This is a genomic window from Pseudomonas sp. PA-5-4B (assembly GCF_021606215.1).
GTDB classification, from domain to species: Bacteria; Pseudomonadota; Gammaproteobacteria; order Pseudomonadales; family Pseudomonadaceae; genus Aquipseudomonas; species Aquipseudomonas edaphica.
This window is the reverse complement of the sequence record NZ_WKDB01000001.1, coordinates 234,521-249,242: the sequence shown is the minus strand read 5'-3', so window position 1 is coordinate 249,242 and position 14,722 is coordinate 234,521. Positions and strand designations below refer to the sequence as shown.

16 protein-coding genes are annotated in these 14,722 nt (G+C 60.5%); 6 read left to right on the top strand and 10 right to left on the bottom strand.

Annotated elements, in window-relative coordinates:
- Positions 1–70 precede the first annotated feature (70 nt).
- Genes GIW28_RS01130 through GIW28_RS01115 form a run of 4 tightly spaced genes read left to right on the top strand, consistent with a single transcriptional unit; the run spans position 71 to position 3,214 of the window.
- Positions 71–1,465: a COG3014 family protein gene (locus GIW28_RS01130; RefSeq protein ID WP_099550283.1), complete on the top strand. Its 1,395-nt coding sequence runs from the start codon at positions 71–73 to the stop codon at positions 1,463–1,465.
- Positions 1,466–1,475: 10 nt separating this feature from the next.
- Complete coding sequence (locus tag GIW28_RS01125) at positions 1,476–1,847, top strand: YcfL family protein (protein ID WP_017135235.1); 372 nt, start codon at positions 1,476–1,478, stop codon at positions 1,845–1,847.
- Between the two features lie 35 nt (positions 1,848–1,882).
- Positions 1,883–2,470: a penicillin-binding protein activator LpoB gene (gene lpoB, locus GIW28_RS01120; protein WP_017135234.1), complete on the top strand. Its 588-nt coding sequence runs from the start codon at positions 1,883–1,885 to the stop codon at positions 2,468–2,470.
- Positions 2,471–2,473: 3 nt separating this feature from the next.
- Complete coding sequence (locus GIW28_RS01115) at positions 2,474–3,214, top strand: penicillin-binding protein activator LpoB (RefSeq protein WP_099550282.1); 741 nt, start codon at positions 2,474–2,476, stop codon at positions 3,212–3,214.
- A gap of 153 nt (positions 3,215–3,367) precedes the next feature.
- On the opposite strand, the gene GIW28_RS01110 is transcribed toward GIW28_RS01115, so the two are convergent.
- The 3 genes from GIW28_RS01110 to GIW28_RS01100 form a co-directional block, all read right to left on the bottom strand.
- Positions 3,368–4,000, bottom strand: a complete 633-nt coding sequence (locus tag GIW28_RS01110; protein ID WP_017135232.1) for a LysE family transporter — start codon at positions 3,998–4,000, stop codon at positions 3,368–3,370.
- Positions 4,001–4,088: 88 nt separating this feature from the next.
- Positions 4,089–4,661 carry a mechanosensitive ion channel family protein gene (locus GIW28_RS01105; RefSeq protein ID WP_017135231.1) on the bottom strand — a complete coding sequence of 191 codons (573 nt, stop codon included), beginning with the start codon at positions 4,659–4,661 and terminating at the stop codon, positions 4,089–4,091.
- A complete protein-coding gene (locus tag GIW28_RS01100; RefSeq protein ID WP_056860786.1) occupies positions 4,661–6,571 on the bottom strand; it encodes an ATP-binding cassette domain-containing protein in 1,911 nt (636 codons plus the stop codon). The genes GIW28_RS01105 and GIW28_RS01100 overlap by 1 nt, the downstream gene beginning before the upstream one ends.
- Positions 6,572–6,621: 50 nt before the next feature.
- Here GIW28_RS01100 and GIW28_RS01095 point away from each other — a divergent pair, with 50 nt between their 5' ends.
- Positions 6,622–7,083: a TIGR02444 family protein gene (locus GIW28_RS01095; protein WP_099550281.1), complete on the top strand. Its 462-nt coding sequence runs from the start codon at positions 6,622–6,624 to the stop codon at positions 7,081–7,083.
- Here the strand turns inward: GIW28_RS01095 and GIW28_RS01090 are convergent.
- Positions 7,080–8,183 carry an AlgP family protein gene (locus tag GIW28_RS01090; protein ID WP_236490374.1) on the bottom strand — a complete coding sequence of 368 codons (1,104 nt, stop codon included), beginning with the start codon at positions 8,181–8,183 and terminating at the stop codon, positions 7,080–7,082. The two genes, GIW28_RS01095 and GIW28_RS01090, sit on opposite strands and share 4 nt — an antisense overlap.
- Positions 8,184–8,375: 192 nt before the next feature.
- On the opposite strand from GIW28_RS01090, the gene GIW28_RS01085 reads away from it, so the two are divergent.
- A complete protein-coding gene (locus tag GIW28_RS01085; protein ID WP_017135008.1) occupies positions 8,376–9,053 on the top strand; it encodes an FKBP-type peptidyl-prolyl cis-trans isomerase in 678 nt (225 codons plus the stop codon).
- Positions 9,054–9,106: 53 nt separating this feature from the next.
- On the opposite strand, the gene GIW28_RS01080 is transcribed toward GIW28_RS01085, so the two are convergent.
- The 6 genes from GIW28_RS01080 to hemC all read right to left on the bottom strand — a co-directional run bounded on the left by GIW28_RS01080 (position 9,107) and on the right by hemC (position 14,619).
- Positions 9,107–9,565, bottom strand: a complete 459-nt coding sequence (locus GIW28_RS01080; protein WP_017135007.1) for an Rsd/AlgQ family anti-sigma factor — start codon at positions 9,563–9,565, stop codon at positions 9,107–9,109.
- A gap of 209 nt (positions 9,566–9,774) precedes the next feature.
- Entirely contained in the window at positions 9,775–10,296 is a 522-nt protein-coding gene (locus GIW28_RS01075) for a disulfide bond formation protein B (RefSeq protein ID WP_017135006.1), read from the bottom strand.
- Positions 10,297–10,527: 231 nt separating this feature from the next.
- A complete protein-coding gene (locus GIW28_RS01070; RefSeq protein ID WP_017135005.1) occupies positions 10,528–11,769 on the bottom strand; it encodes a heme biosynthesis protein HemY in 1,242 nt (413 codons plus the stop codon).
- Positions 11,770–11,774: 5 nt separating this feature from the next.
- Entirely contained in the window at positions 11,775–12,890 is a 1,116-nt protein-coding gene (locus tag GIW28_RS01065) for a uroporphyrinogen-III C-methyltransferase (RefSeq protein ID WP_099550279.1), read from the bottom strand.
- Between the two features lie 41 nt (positions 12,891–12,931).
- Positions 12,932–13,681 carry a uroporphyrinogen-III synthase gene (locus GIW28_RS01060; protein ID WP_017135004.1) on the bottom strand — a complete coding sequence of 250 codons (750 nt, stop codon included), beginning with the start codon at positions 13,679–13,681 and terminating at the stop codon, positions 12,932–12,934.
- Positions 13,678–14,619: a hydroxymethylbilane synthase gene (hemC, locus tag GIW28_RS01055; RefSeq protein WP_017135003.1), complete on the bottom strand. Its 942-nt coding sequence runs from the start codon at positions 14,617–14,619 to the stop codon at positions 13,678–13,680. The genes GIW28_RS01060 and hemC overlap by 4 nt, the downstream gene beginning before the upstream one ends.
- Between the last annotated feature and the right edge of the window lie 103 nt (positions 14,620–14,722).

Genomic DNA, 14,722 nt, shown 5'->3' with positions numbered 1-14,722 from the left:
AGGGAATTTATTTCCTCGTTTTTATGAGGAATTTGCACATCAGCCGATCACTCTCAGGGAAGAAGTTTGCATGGCATTTCGCGCCTTAACCCCGCTCACACTGGCGGCGGTTACCTTGCTCTCCGGTTGTTCAATGTTTCGCAGCTACGACACCGAGCTGCAAGCCACCAACCAGCAGTTGGCCACCGGTAACGTCGACGGCGCCCTGACCCTGCTGGAAAAAAACAACACCGGCGAAGACAAGGACCTGCTCTACTTCTTTGAAAAGGGCGAGTTGTTGCGCGCCAAAGGCGACCTCACCGGCAGCCAGACCGCCTGGCGCAGCGCCGACCTGCAAGTGTTCAAGTGGGAAGAATCGGTCAAGTTCGACAGCGAAAAGTACCTCGCCCAGTTCGGCAGCTTCCTGGTCAACGACAAGGTGCGTCGCTACGAAGGTTATGACTACGAAAAAGTCATGCTGACCACCCAGATGGCCCTGAACCTGCTGGCCCTGAATGATTTCGACGGCGCCCGCACCGAGATCAAGAAGACCCACGAGCGCGAAGCCGTAATCGCCGACCTGCGAGACAAGGAATACTTAAAGCGCGAAAACGAAGCCGAGCGCCAGGGCGTCACTACCCAGATCAAAGACCTGCGCGGCTACCCGGTGGAAGCGCTGGACGCGCCGGAAGTGGTCGGCCTGAAGAACAGTTACCAGAGTGCGTTCAGCCATTACCTGGCAGGCTTTGTCTACGAAGCCCTGGGTGAAAAAGACCTGGCTGCACCGGGCTATCGCAAGGCTGCCGAGTTGCGCCCCAACACACCGCTGCTGGAACAGGCGTTGTTGGACCTGGACAAGTCCAAGGTCGGCGCCGACGAGACCGATGTACTCATCGTGGTGCAGAGTGGCCTGGCACCGGCGCGTGACTCGATCCGCCTGCCGCTGCCGATTCCGATTGACGGCCACTTGGTGATCACCCCGCTGTCGTTCCCGGTGATCAAGGCCGACACTTCCACCCAGGCCTTCGGCCAGATCGGCGTCGACGGAAAACAGCAGAACCTCACCGTGCTCAACAGCACCACCGCCATGTCCCGCCGCGCCCTGCGTGACGACATGCCGGGGATCATCCTGCGCACCACTGTGCGTGCGGTCAGCCGTGGCGTGACACAAAACAACCTGAACAAGACCAACCCCATGGCGGGGCTGGTGCTGGGCATCGCCTCGGCCGTGACCGAAGGCGCCGACACCCGCACCTGGCGCACCCTGCCGGACATGACCCAAGTGACACGCCTGCGCCTCAAGCACGGCGAGCACCAAGTCAGCTTGCCCAACGCACTGGGCGGCACGCGGGTGACGGTCAAGGCCGACCAGCGCTATCAGGTCATCACCCTGCGCGTGGTCGGCAACCAGGTGTTCGCCGGTGGCCTTGCAGCCCATGTGGTGCCGAGCACTTCCACCCAGGCTATCGCCCTCAAACAACCTTAAGGAGCACGCTATGCGTCATTTCATCCTCGGCGCCCTGGCGCTGGTCCTGCTCGCCGGCTGCGCCACTGCGCCGCCACCGGAACCCGGCAGCGCCGCCAGCAAAATCGTGGTGATGGGCAAGTTCAAGGGCATCGCCGTCGGCGCCATCCGCGTGGCCCGCGAAAATGGCTTCCTGACCGCCAAGGTGCAGTTGAGCAACATCACCAGCAGCAACCAGATGATGTATTACCGCTTCGCCTGGCTGGGTGCCGATGGTTTCCCGGTGGGTGATGAAGAAACCTGGAAAGTGCTGAACCTGTACGCCAACCAGGCAACGTTCCTGCCTGCGATCGCCAACCTGCCCCAGGCCGCTGACTTCCGTCTCGAAGTGAAAACCCCTTGAGCCGCTGCGCTAACCGTATTCAGAGAGATTTCCCCATGTTTGCACGCTTCTCGATTCTCGCCCTCGTTGCCCTTCTGGCCAGCGGTTGCTCCAACACCTCGCCGGTACTCGGCGGCAAGAACATCAGCTACGGCGACTCCAAGGCCGTGGAGCTGGTGACCAACGAGTTCGGCTCCACCGACCTGCAGATGATTGCCGAGAGCATGACCCGCTCCCTGGCCCAGTCCGGCATCCTGCAAGGCCGCCCGGTGGTACAGGTCTATGACGTGAAGAACAAGACCAGCGAGTACATCGATACCCGCGAGATCACCACGTCGATCAAGACCCAGCTGATGAAAACCGGCACCGCGCGTTTCGCCAGCGATAACACCGACATGCAAAGCCAGGTCGACCAGCTCAAGCTGCAAAACCAGAGCGGCCTGTACAAGAAATCCACGGTGAGCAAGACCGGCAACATGGTCGCCGCCAAGTACCGCCTGGAAGGTTCCATCAGCTCCATCGTCAAGCGCAGCTCGGACTACAAGGACGTGTTCTACAAGTTCAGCCTGCAACTGATCGACGTTGAAAGCGGCCTGGCCGAATGGATGGACGAGAAAGAAATCCGCAAGACCACGGAGCGCTAAGCAATGCGTGCATGGATCGGCATGATCAGCCTGCTGTGCGCCTTTGGCGCCTCGGCCGCCCCGAAGATCGCGGTCACCGACCTGGCCTATGAGGCGCGCGTCGAGGAGTACATCCACGCGGTGTCGGCCAGCAACAACTTCCAGGCCAGCGCGTACAACGCCAGCGGTGCCTCGGCCTACAGCGAGTACGAGAGCCGCACCAGCTATATCGAACAGACTGAATTGCGTAAATTCAGCGGCGATATCAAGGGCGAGATACTCAAGTCACACCAGTTTCAGCTGGTGCAGGGCACGCCCTACACCGCCGACGCCAAGGGTGACGTCTATGATGTGATCAAACGCATCAAGGCCGGTAACTTCAAGGGCGCGGACTATGTGCTGTTCGGTACGCTGTCAGACATCGACTTCACCCAGGACATCAACGCCCTGGACCACACCAACAGCTACTCAGCAGTGCTGGGCCTGACGTTGGTGGCCGATTTCAGCCTGATCAATACCCGCACCTTCGAGATCACCTCGGCATTTACCGCCATGGGTGAAGGCCAGGACACCAAGCTGGTGAACAACCGTGACGTGCGTGTGAGCCTGAACCGGCCGCGTGTGGTGCGGGAAGTGTCGAAAGCCTTGGGTGAGGATGTGGCGCGCCAACTGGCGGAACAGCTGGGAGGTGGCTACGCAGACCCGGGCAAGCCTGCATTGCGCAATAACCTGCCAAGGGACGAAGCGCCGAAGATTCTGCGCTGAGCACGCGTTTCAAAGCCAACACATAACTAATGTGGGAGCTGGCTTGCCTGCGATGCAGACACTGCGGTGCGTCAGTTACACCTCGGTGATGCTATCGCAGCGGTGCGACGACTCGACAAGTCAGCTCCCACATTTTTAGCCGGTTTTCGTCAATCAAGCCGTTGCGCGATGCAAGCTGGCGAGAAACCCCGCAGCTCCCACAAACAAGCCTGCAAACGTGCGGTTCATGCGTTTTTGCTGCTTGGGTGTGCGCAGCAGCCGCAAGACTTTCGACGCAAGCCCCGTGTAACCCGCCATTACGATCATATCGACGCTGATCATGGTTGCGCCCAGGATCAGGTACTGGACCAGCAGCGGCGCCTGCGGGTTCACGAACTGCGGCAGAACCGCCAGCATGAACACCAGGGCCTTGGGGTTACTGGCGTTGACCAGGAAACCACGGAACATCATCGCCATTGGCTTGCCGATCGGGCGTATCGTCGCATCCTCGCTCATGTCCATCGGCAAGGCGCGCCACTGTTTGATGGCCAGGTACACCAGGTACGCCACACCAAACCATTTGATCGCATAAAACGCGGTCGAAGAGGCCGCAAGAATGGCACCCAGGCCGCCCGCCACCACGGCGATCTGCATCGCCAGGCCCAGTTGCAGGCCAATGGCGTTCCAGTAGCCGCGCAGGAAACCGTATTGCAGGCCGCTGGACATCGAAGCGATGGCACCAGCGCCGGGGGAAAGAGAGATGATCCAACTGGCCAGGAAAAAGGCAAGCCATGTGTCGAGTGCCATTACACACCTCGGAGAAGAATTAGCGGTTGTGCCTAAAGCTAACTCCGCCGAGTGAAGGCTGGCTACAGATTTTTACCCGCATTGAGTGTCAACGGTCACCCGGAAACGTATGGGTACCTGGCCAACGTCGCACCGAGCGCTGGAAGAACAGACTATTTGGCACCTGTACCATCGCACTGTCAGTGCCAGCCTCCTCCACTTCGATCAATGTGGTGTAGAGCAAGTTAATCGCCACCACCCGGCCTTTTACACCCGGCTTGTCGACGGTATCCACCAGCTCGACGATATCACCGAGGCGAAACGGCCCGACAGTGAAGATTAAAATCGCACACAGCAGGTTGGACAGTACCGACCACATGGCAAAAAACGCCACGGCCGCGACTGCGACAAACCCCGACAACGCCGTCCACAACACGGTGGCGGAAACGCCCAGGCGCTCCAGCACAAAAATCAGCGCACTGCCCATGATCAGCCAGCGCAGTCCACCACGCAGTGGCATCAGCAACTGCGGTGGCAACGGGTAGCGTTCACCCAGTCGATTCAAGCCCTTGGCCACGAAGCGCTGGGCGAAATAACCCGCCAGCAGGATCAGCAGTATCTGCACGCCGACCCAGATCGGCGCGATCCATTGTGCCGGCAGCGGCAACTGCAACGCTTCCATCAGGACAGCGCCTCCAGCTCCGCTTGCAAGGTTTCGAGCACTTCGAGGGCTTCCATCCAGGTTTCCTCCAACTGCCCTTCGCGCACCTTGAGCTTGGCCTGTTCGGCCAGCAGGTCGCGCAGCTCGTCCTTGCGCGCCGCCTCGTAGACGGCGCTGTCGCCCAGGCTGGTTTCGATTTTGGCCAGGCGCTCATGCACCTTGCCCAGTTCGGCTTCCAGCTTGTCAGCTTCGCGCTTGTGCGGCGCCAACTGCTGGCGCAGGGCAGCGGCGGCCTGGCGCTGGGCCTTCTTGTCGGTCTTGTCAGGGTTCACCGGCGTATTACTCACCGGCGCGTTGCGCAGGCGGTAATCGGTCAGCCAGCGCGCATAGTCGTCCAGGTCGCCGTCGAACTCTTCGACCTTGCCGTCAGCCACCAGCAGGAAGTTGTCGGTAGTGCTCTTGAGCAAGTGGCGATCGTGAGACACCACCAGCACCGCGCCACTGAATTCCTGCAGGGCCATGGTCAGCGCCAGGCGCATTTCCAGGTCCAGGTGGTTGGTCGGTTCGTCGAGCAGCAGCAGGTTCGGCCTGTCCCAGGCAATCAACGCCAGGGCCAGACGGGCTTTTTCGCCACCCGAGAAATTCAGCACCGGCTCATCGATGCGTGCGCCACGGAAGTCGAAGCCGCCGAGGAAGTCGCGCAACGTTTGCTCGCGCTCGGTCGGCGCCAGACGCTGCAAGTGCAGTAACGGGCTCGCCTTGGAATCCAGGGAATCCAGCTGATGCTGGGCGAAGTAACCCACCACCGTGTTCTCGCCACGGGTCAGGCGGCCGGCCAAAGGCTCAAGCTCGCCGGACAGGTTCTTGATCAGCGTCGATTTGCCCGCGCCGTTAGGGCCGAGCAAGCCGATACGCGCACCCGGTGTGAGCTGCAGCTTGACCTTCTCCAGGATGGTTTTGTCGCCATAACCCAGGCGTGCATCCGAAAGATCCAGCAAGGGGCTGGAGATTTTCACCGACTCACGGAATACAAAGTCGAACGGCGAATCGACATGGGCCGCCGACAGCTCTTCCATGCGCTCCAGCGCCTTGATCCGGCTCTGGGCCTGGCGGGCCTTGGTGGCCTGGGCCTTGAACCGGGCGATGTAGCTTTCCATGTGCGCACGTTGCGCCTGCTGCTTTTCGAAGGCCTGTTGCTGCTGGGCCAGACGCTCGGCGCGCGCGCGTTCGAACGCGGTGTAGCCGCCTCGGTACAGCGTGATTTTCTTCTGTTCGACGTGGGCAATGTTGTCGACCACGGCGTCGAGGAAGTCCCGGTCGTGGGAAATCAGCAACAACGTGCCCTGATAGTTCTTGAGGAAGTCTTCCAGCCACAGGATCGCATCGAGGTCCAAGTGGTTGGTCGGTTCGTCGAGCAGCAACAAGTCCGAGGGGCACATCAGCGCCTGGGCCAGGTTCAGGCGCATGCGCCAGCCACCCGAGAAGTCGGCGACCGGGCGATCCATCTGTTCGTTGGTAAACCCAAGACCGGCCAGCATCTTGCGGGCACGGGCATCGGCGGTGTAACCGTCGGCACTGTCCAGCTCCGAGTGCAGGCGGGCCTGAGCGGCGCCGTCCTGGGCTTTCTCGGCCTCGGCCAGGTCGTGTTGCACCTGGCGCAGGCGCAGGTCGCCATCGAGCACGTAGTCGATCGCAATGCGGTCGAGGGTGTCGATCTCCTGGCGCATATGGGCGATGCGCCAGTCGGCCGGCAGCAAGCAGTCCCCGGAATCCGGGGTCAGCTCACCCAGCAACAGGGCGAACAACGTGGATTTGCCGGCGCCGTTGGCACCGATCAAGCCGGCTTTGTGACCGGCGTGCAGGGTCAGCTCGGCGTCTTCAAGAAGACGTTGCGGGCCACGCTGTAATGTTAGGCTTTGAAGTCGGATCATAATGGCGGCGGAGTCTACCAGCTTCGTTGGCCGCTGGCTTGGGTGTGAATATGTGCGCTGACCTGTGGAGCTTTGCCCTATCGATTTACGCCCGCCCAGGGTGCGAAGCCGCCTGCCTGCGCTTGCAGGAACACGGCGCGGATGTGTGCCTGTTGCTGTGTGGCGCCTGGCTGGAGCAGCGTGGCGTTGCACTTGAGCCTGCGCGTATTCAGGCACTGCAGCAGCTAGCACGCCCTTGGCAAAAAACGGTGGTCAAACCGTTACGACAGATGCGCATGCAATGGCGATCCCTGGCGCAACAGGATATGCCTCTGGCGGCATTACGCGAGCGAGTCAAAGCTCTGGAGCTGGAGGCCGAACGGGAATTGTTAGCGCGCCTGGAAGCGTTGGCGCAGGCATGGCCGACTGGGGAAGTGAGTCAACCGAAATGGCTGGAAGGCTTGGCGACCGAAGCCGCCAACCTTGACCACGACGCGCTGCAGCAGCTGCGCGTCGTGGCCACCCGCACTTAGGAAGCGCTGGTTGGGGTGGTGCTTGGCGCTACCGGTGCAGGGGTGCTGCTGGCCGATGCGGTTGGAGTGCTGGACGCTGCCGGGGTAGCAGGCGCGGCTGCCGGAGTTGCTGGCTTGGCCGGAGCAGGCTTGGCAACGGCTGGCTTTGCAGCTGGCTTAGCGGCAGCAGGTTTGGCAGCTGGCTTAACGGCCGGTTTCGCGGCAGCAGGTTTGGCAGCTGGCTTAGCGGCTGGTTTTGCAGCAGCGGGTTTAGCCACTGGCTTGGCGGCTGGTTTCGCAGCAGCAGTTTTAGCAGCTGGCTTGGCCGCTGGTTTTGCAGCAGCGGTTTTAGCTGCTGGCTTGGCCGCTGGCTTTGCAGCAGCGGTTTTAGCTGCTGGCTTGGCCGCTGGCTTTGCAGCAGCGGTTTTAGCAACTGGCTTGGCCGCTGGTTTTGCAGCAGCGGTTTTAGCAACTGGCTTGGCCGCTGGTTTTGCAGCAGCAGTTTTAGCAGCTGGCTTGGCCGCTGGTTTTGCAGCAGCGGTTTTAGCAGCTGGCTTGGCCGCTGGTTTTGCAGCAGCGGTTTTAGCAACTGGCTTGGCCGCTGGTTTTGCAGCAGCGGTTTTAGCAGCTGGCTTGGCCGCTGGTTTTGCAGCAGCAGTTTTTGCAGCTGGCTTGGCCGCAACCTTGGCTGGAGCTTTCGACGCGGCAGCTTTTGCCGGTGTGCGGGCGCCCAATACTTTAGCCACAGCTTCTTTCACTCGACCAACGCCCTGGGCCAGTTTCAGGCTTTCCTGAGCATCTTTTTTGAGTTGGGAAATGTAAGTGCGGGTTTCAGCTTGGCGATCCTTGAGAGCGTCCAGCAGGTCCTCAAGTTCTTTGACCGCGTCTTTGGCTTTGGCTTGTGCCTTGGCTTTGCCGGCAGTCGCGGCGTCTTGCAGTTTGGTGCGGGATTTGTGCAGCTTTTCTTGCGCTTTACCGCGTTGTTTTTCCAGTTTGGCGAGCAGTTTTTCTGCATCGGCCAACGCTTGGGAACATGCGCTTTCCAGATGTTCGAGCAAGCTGCCCGAAAGTTGTTGGAGTAAATGCAACGGGGTATTAACAGGCTTCTGTTTGGCCGACATGGTTTACCTCCTGGCTGACGTGGGTGCGGCTCATACTAGCCCTCTGCTCTTACCGCCGCTAGGGCATGTTGACAGTATCGTTTGCCTTGCGTTGCACCGTGAGTAAATTCTTATCGATATAACAAAAAACTGCGGCACTTTTTGCCCACTCACACTGGCATAATCCGTCGCACTTTCGGCGGGAGAAACAGCATGTCGCGTTATCTTTTTTTAGTGCTTGGCTTGGCGATTGGCGTGGCCAATGCAGGCGAGCAATCGCCGTCCAAAACCACCGCCCCAGACCCACACGACCTTGCCTACAGTTTGGGCGCAAGCCTCGGCGAGCGCTTGCGCCAGCAGGTTCCCGACCTGCAGATCCAAGCCCTGCTCGATGGCCTCAAGCAAGCCTATCAGGGCAAGCCATTGGCGCTGGACGATGCACGCATCGAACAGATCCTTGCGCAACACGAAGCACAAAACGCTGCCGACGCCGAGGTTCCACAAAGCGAAAAAGCCCTCGCTGCCGAACAGCAGTTTTTAGCCAAGGAAAAATCCGTCAGCGGCGTGCGTGAACTGGCAGATGGCATCCTGCTAACCGAGCTGGCACCCGGCAACGGCAGCAAACCGCTGGCCAGTGATGAGGTGCACGTAAATTACGTAGGACGGCTGCCCGATGGGACAGTCTTCGACAAGAGCACGCAGCCCCAATGGTTTCGCCTGGACAGTGTGATCAGTGGTTGGAGCAGCGCGCTGCAGCAGATGCCGGTAGGCGCGAAATGGCGCTTGGTAATCCCCTCCGCCCAGGCCTATGGCGCCGACGGTGCGGGTGAGTTGATCCCGCCGTATACGCCACTGGTGTTCGAGATCGAATTGCTCGGCACTCGCCACTGACCCAATAAAAAACGGTGCGCCATGCGCACCGTTTTTTTATCTCACTCTGAGGGTCAAGCCTGGGCGGCCGACTCTTCTTTGTGAGCGTTGTGCAGCACTTCGATCAGGCAGTCTTCCAACTCGAAGCGCTCATGCAGCAACCCACCCAGCTCTTTGAATTTCTCAATGACACACTTGCCCGCATCACACAGGTCGTTAAAGGCAACGAGCTTCTCAGTGATAGCCTCCAAGCGCGGATAGATAGTATCAGCCAGCTCCAACCCTCGATCATCGCCAAAGGCTTTAGCCTCCTTGGTCAGTTGATCGTAGACACCAAAGTGGCCCGTAGATACGTAATCCATCAGCACGCCGCAGAACTCTTGCAACGGTTTGCGATTCTCAGCCAGTGCCTCGGGCTTGGCGCCAAGAGCATCAAAGGCTCGAACCAGTTCGTGACGTGCCTTCAACCAGCTGTCGATCAGCTTGTGCACTCCACCCCAGCGTTCCTGAGCATTCTGACAACTTTCCAGCATGGTGATCTCTCTTCCCTATAGGGGCGCTGCCGCCTGTGCCCGCGCAACACCTCAAACATTGAGGCGGGAGCCGGACAAGGCCGCATGTCACAAACGGTTTCTATAACGCGTGCGGGCCAGATTATGCCCGCATGACTATGGCTTCAAGGTACGCAGGAGAGAAAGTTCATACAAGTGTTTAATCCCGTCCTACACATTACGGCGAATTTTCAATACCTCGCAGGGTGCAAGCGACGGCCCGGCAACAATCGTGAAAACTGCATGATGCCGAGCACCAGCATCGCCAAAAAGAACAACAGGCTCCATTCGGGCAGGCTCAGGTCAAACAGTGTCCAGTTGAGCTCTACGCAGTCCACGGTGCCTTTTACAGTCAGTTGCAGTGCTTGCCATAACGACAGGTTTTCAATCATGTAGTGAAGACTGGGCCAGCAATCACTGGCCTGCTCCGGCGCGGCATTTTGTAGCAGCACCTGGCGTACCGCAGTGATGGCCCCGAGCATTGCGCAGCCCATGCTGGCCAACCCGTATAGGTAGACCCCTGAACGTTTTGGGTTATGAATCGCCGCAGCCAGGTTAATCAGAGTGAATGCGGCCAAAAAGATGCGCTGCACCTGACACAGGAAGCAAGGACGCAAGAGCGCGCCGAACTCAAGATAAAAAGACGCACCCAACGTCAGCGCACCAGCCAAGAACGCCAGGAGAAACAGAGAGCGTGAAGGGGCCAAAGACATTGTCATCCGTACCGCAGGAGATAGACCCTTACGGTAGAGTAAAGGCCTGACTCCTTTCAATACGCGCCAGAGCAGACAATTCCGCAACAGCCTGGGGATATGCCGTCAGAACCTGGATGACTTCAAGCAGTTGGCGGTAGGAATTTGCTACGTAGAGCTTTAGCGCCCGGGTTTTACGCGATAAAGAAAGGTTGGCCCTCAGAAAGGTCCGGCCAACCTTGACCTTCATTCCTACACTCGCGCAGGCACCGGCAGCGGTGATGCCAGCAAGCGGCTGTCCAGAAGCCCCAGACCTTCCTGGAACAACTGGTTGCTGCGCTCGGTGTCGCCCAGTTGGGCCAGCAAGCGCGCCAGCTCAGCACAGGCTTCGGGATTACGCTGCACTTGCAGGCTGCTTTCCAGATAGTCGCGTGCTTTGCCCCACAGACTGTTTTGCAGACACAGGCGACCCAGTGTCAACAACAGGCTGGCATCCCCCGGATGGTCTTTGAGCCAGCCTTCGGCAAATTTCAGCTGACGGCCCGGGTCACTGCCACGCAACAAACCGTAAAGCCGGATCAGATGGCTGTCATAGCCGCGCTTGATTGCGCCACGCAGCACTTCTTCGGCCTTGGCGTCAGCACCCAGCCGACGCAGTTGCTCAGCGTAAGCCAACACCAGTTGCGGTTCCTGGCGCTGGGCGGAGGTCAGTTGCTCCCACGCTCTCTCCAAAGACTGCAACCCGGCTTCGCCCTGCTGTTCACGCTCGACCGCCAGCCCAAGGTTTTCACCCCAGGCACGGCGCTCAAGCTCAGCCAGCTCGGGAGCGGGAAGTACCTTGTCCTTTCGCAGTTCGGGCAACAAGCGAATCACCGACGGCCAATCGCCCCGCTGCTGATGCAGACGCTGCAATTGGCGCAAGACCTGCGCGTTATGTGGGTGACGCTCGTACATCGCTTGCAACGTCACCAGCGCACCTTCAGTGTCGCCACGGTCCATCTGCAGTTGCGCATGGCTCAGGGCCACAGCCAGTTCCGCCTGTGGCTGGCGTTCCAAGGCACGCTCCAGCAAACCGTCGGACTCCGCATACCGGCCCAGTTCGTTGGCAGCACGTGCGGCGCCGAGGTAGTACAACAACGGCTGACGCTCGGCTTCAGCAGCGCGATGCAGGTGACGTTCGGCGCTGGCCCAGCGGCCCTCGGCGAGGTCCATCTGGCCTTGCTCGATGGCTATCTGCACACGACGGCTGCGGTTACGCCGCGACCATGGGTTGACTACGCCACCGGAGGTGGTGAGCAAGCTGAGCAGCACACGCAGCAGGTAGATCACCAGAAAGACGGCAAACACCGCCACCAGCGTGGCCCACAGGCTCGATTCGTAATGCAGCAGATGGGGATAGGTAATCAGCACGTAGCCGGTGTGTTTCGAAATACCCACGCCCAGTGCCAGAGCGATCGCAACCGCCAACACCAGGATCACATAAAAACGCTTCATCGGCTCTACTCCTGGGTCGCCGGCGTGCCCGCCGACGCCTTGGCTTCATCGGCAGACAGATGACGGCGCTCAAGATAGGCCTGCACTGCGGCCAGGCTGCTAGCCAGGTCCGGCGTCACCACCGAAACCGCCTTGGGCTCGAGCTCGGCAATGCGCGCCAGCATCGCCTTGCTCTGCGGGTTGTCCTGATTGAAGTTGTCCTGCAGCACGCTGCGCGCTTCACCCAGCGAGCGGCTGTACACCGCCGTTTCGCCGTTAAGTGCGGCCCACTGGGCTTGCTCCAGCGCCAGGCTCAGCGCCAGGCGCACCTGATTCAGGCCTTGGCCGGCGAGCAACGGGCGAATGTTGTCATCGGGGTTGAAGTCGATTCGGAAGTAACGAGAGATCTGCTCCCACCACTGGCTCAGGCGATTTTCCGTATCGGTGGTCGAGCGCCCTTCGGATGCAGGTTCAGTGAGCTGATACTCCGGTGCGATAGCCGCAAGCGCTACGACCTGATCGCGCAGTGCCGCCAGTTGCAGGTACAAACCGGTGCGGTCGGGTTGCTCGGTACTGCGTAGCGCGGCAAGGCTCTTGGCCAACTGCTCGCGGGCGGCGTAGGCGCCTGGGTCACTCTGTTCGCGCAGAATTTCGTCAGCACCCTGGACCAGTGACTGGGCGCTGTTGATGTCCTGCAAGGCAGAGAGGCGCAAGCTGGCCAGGCGGATCAGGTGTTCGGCTTCAGCCAGGCGCCAGTCCTGGCGACTGGCGCCCAGCACGGTTTCAAGGCGTTGGCTCAGACGCTGCTGGTCACCCTGCAATTGGGCGACCAGGCGGCGGCGCTCCTCAAGCTCGTCCGCCCCAGGCAACTGCGCCAGGCGCGCCGCCAGCTGTTGCTGGCTTTGCTTGAGGGATTGGGATTGATCATCAAGGGTCTGTACCTGGCCCAACTGCTGCTGGTTGCTGGCTTGCAGGGCACGGACCTGCCAGATCCCCCAGCCACCGGCGGCGACGCCTGCGGCACCGAGCAACAGGGCCACAACCGCCAGGCCATTGCCACGGCGTGGCGCGGCGACCTGCGACTCTACCGGCGCATCAAGTGCGGGTTGGGTGTCATCTTTAGGCAAGGTTGTTTCGCTCACGTATCCGTCCTTTGCGTATCAGAGAGTGGGCGCCGCATGCCTTATGAGGCAGCGCTGCGCAACGCCACTAACAAAGCCGCGGCACTCGCGCCGCGACAATCCACAACTTTTTCTGCACCAGCGGCCCGCGCCATTTCAGACACGCGAGGGCTGGGCACGAACAACGGCAGCTGAGCCACCTTCGGCCAATCGGGGCCGGCCAGGGCTTGCAGGTGTAAAAAACCCTGCCCACTGCTGACCACCAGGCCGTTCAAGCGTTCCAACTGGATGCGTTGCATCAGCGCCCCGGCGGGGTAAGCCGGGAGGAAACGACGATACAACTCCAGATAATCGACACTAGCACCTTGCTCACGCAAACGCTCAGCCAGCAACTCCCGGCCGCCCTCGCCACGCAGGATCAACACCCGGGCACCGGGCTGCGCGGCAGCTTCGCGCAAGGCCGGCAATTGAAGCAAGGCCTCGCTGTCGTCGCCGGTTTGCGGATAGTGAACGTTGAGACCGTGATCGGCCAGTACCTGCGCAGTGGCAGCGCCCACACTGAACCACGGCAACGATGGCCAGGGCTGCTGCAATTGCTGCACAGCCAGGCGTGCAGCCGGTTTGCTCACCACAATCACCGCGCTATAGCGGCCCAGGTCAGCAAAAACAGCCCGTTGCTCGGGCGTGGCGGGCAAAGCTTCGGTATCCAGCAACGGCAGGCTGCTGCTGAAAATACCAGTTTGGGCCAACAACGCAGCCACGGCCGCCGACTCTTCAGCGGGCCGCGTCAGCAGCACGCGCCAATCGGTCACTGCGGGCCGGCCTCGCCGTAGACTTTTTGCAGAATGGCGCCGGCGCCCTTGCCCAGCAACTCTTCTGCGACCTGGATACCCAAGGCGGTCGCGTCACGTTGTGGCCCACGCACCTGGGCGGTGAGCAACGTGCCGCCGTCCGGATCACCGACCAAGCCACGCAGCCAGAGGTTTTCACCTTCAAGCACCGCGTAGCAGGCAATCGGCACTTGGCAGCCACCGTTGAGGTGCTTGTTGAGGGCACGTTCAGCAGTGACACGCACTTCGGTGTCGTGGTGGTCGAGGGGTTTGAGCAAGGCATGGATTTCGCTGTCGGCGGTGCGGCATTCAATGCCGACTGCGCCCTGCCCGCCGGCTGGCAAGCTGTCTTCGACGCTGATGGCCGAGGTGATGCGGTCTTCGAAGCCCAGGCGGATCAAGCCGGCAGCCGCAAGGATGATCGCGTCATATTCGCCGGCGTCCAACTTGGCCAATCGGGTGTTGACGTTGCCGCGCAAAAAACGAATCTGCAGGTCCGGGCGACGGGTCAGCAATTGCGCCTGACGACGCAGGCTGGAGGTGCCGACGACGCTGCCCAACGGCAGGTCATCCAGGGACACGTAGGTATTGGAGACGAAGGCATCACGCGGGTCTTCACGCTCGCAGATGCAAAAAAGACCCAGGCCTTCGGGGAAGTCCATGGGCACATCTTTCATCGAATGCACGGCGATGTCGGCTTGGTTTTCGAGCAGCGCGGTTTCCAGTTCCTTGACGAACAAGCCCTTGCCGCCGATCTTCGACAGGGGTGAGTCAAGCAGCTTGTCGCCGCGACTCACCATGGGCACCAGGGATACTTTGAGGCCTGGATGAGCCTGTTCAAGGCGTGCTTTGACGTATTCGGCCTGCCACAAGGCCAGGGCGCTTTTACGAGTGGCGATGCGGATTTCGCGAGAGGACATGGATCAATCCGTACTGAATAGATACGGCAGATAATAACAGCTCAGGCAAACACGCTTTGATTTGAATCAGCAAGTGCGGGGCCTCCCTGGCCACGTCGCACCG

Excerpts from the sequence above, each read along its gene's own strand:
- GIW28_RS01130 (WP_099550283.1), top strand. The coding sequence starts at position 71 with ATGGCATTTCGCGCCTTAACCCCGCTCACACTGGCGGCGGTTACCTTG.
- GIW28_RS01125 (WP_017135235.1), top strand. The coding sequence starts at position 1,476 with ATGCGTCATTTCATCCTCGGCGCCCTGGCGCTGGTCCTGCTCGCCGGC.
- lpoB (WP_017135234.1), top strand. The coding sequence starts at position 1,883 with ATGTTTGCACGCTTCTCGATTCTCGCCCTCGTTGCCCTTCTGGCCAGC.
- GIW28_RS01115 (WP_099550282.1), top strand. The coding sequence starts at position 2,474 with ATGCGTGCATGGATCGGCATGATCAGCCTGCTGTGCGCCTTTGGCGCC.
- GIW28_RS01110 (WP_017135232.1), bottom strand. The coding sequence starts at position 4,000 with ATGGCACTCGACACATGGCTTGCCTTTTTCCTGGCCAGTTGGATCATC.
- GIW28_RS01105 (WP_017135231.1), bottom strand. The coding sequence starts at position 4,661 with ATGGAAGCGTTGCAGTTGCCGCTGCCGGCACAATGGATCGCGCCGATC.
- GIW28_RS01100 (WP_056860786.1), bottom strand. The coding sequence starts at position 6,571 with ATGATCCGACTTCAAAGCCTAACATTACAGCGTGGCCCGCAACGTCTT.
- GIW28_RS01095 (WP_099550281.1), top strand. The coding sequence starts at position 6,622 with ATGTGCGCTGACCTGTGGAGCTTTGCCCTATCGATTTACGCCCGCCCA.
- GIW28_RS01090 (WP_236490374.1), bottom strand. The coding sequence starts at position 8,183 with ATGTCGGCCAAACAGAAGCCTGTTAATACCCCGTTGCATTTACTCCAA.
- GIW28_RS01085 (WP_017135008.1), top strand. The coding sequence starts at position 8,376 with ATGTCGCGTTATCTTTTTTTAGTGCTTGGCTTGGCGATTGGCGTGGCC.
- GIW28_RS01080 (WP_017135007.1), bottom strand. The coding sequence starts at position 9,565 with ATGCTGGAAAGTTGTCAGAATGCTCAGGAACGCTGGGGTGGAGTGCAC.
- GIW28_RS01075 (WP_017135006.1), bottom strand. The coding sequence starts at position 10,296 with ATGTCTTTGGCCCCTTCACGCTCTCTGTTTCTCCTGGCGTTCTTGGCT.
- GIW28_RS01070 (WP_017135005.1), bottom strand. The coding sequence starts at position 11,769 with ATGAAGCGTTTTTATGTGATCCTGGTGTTGGCGGTTGCGATCGCTCTG.
- hemC (WP_017135003.1), bottom strand. The coding sequence starts at position 14,619 with ATGTCCTCTCGCGAAATCCGCATCGCCACTCGTAAAAGCGCCCTGGCC.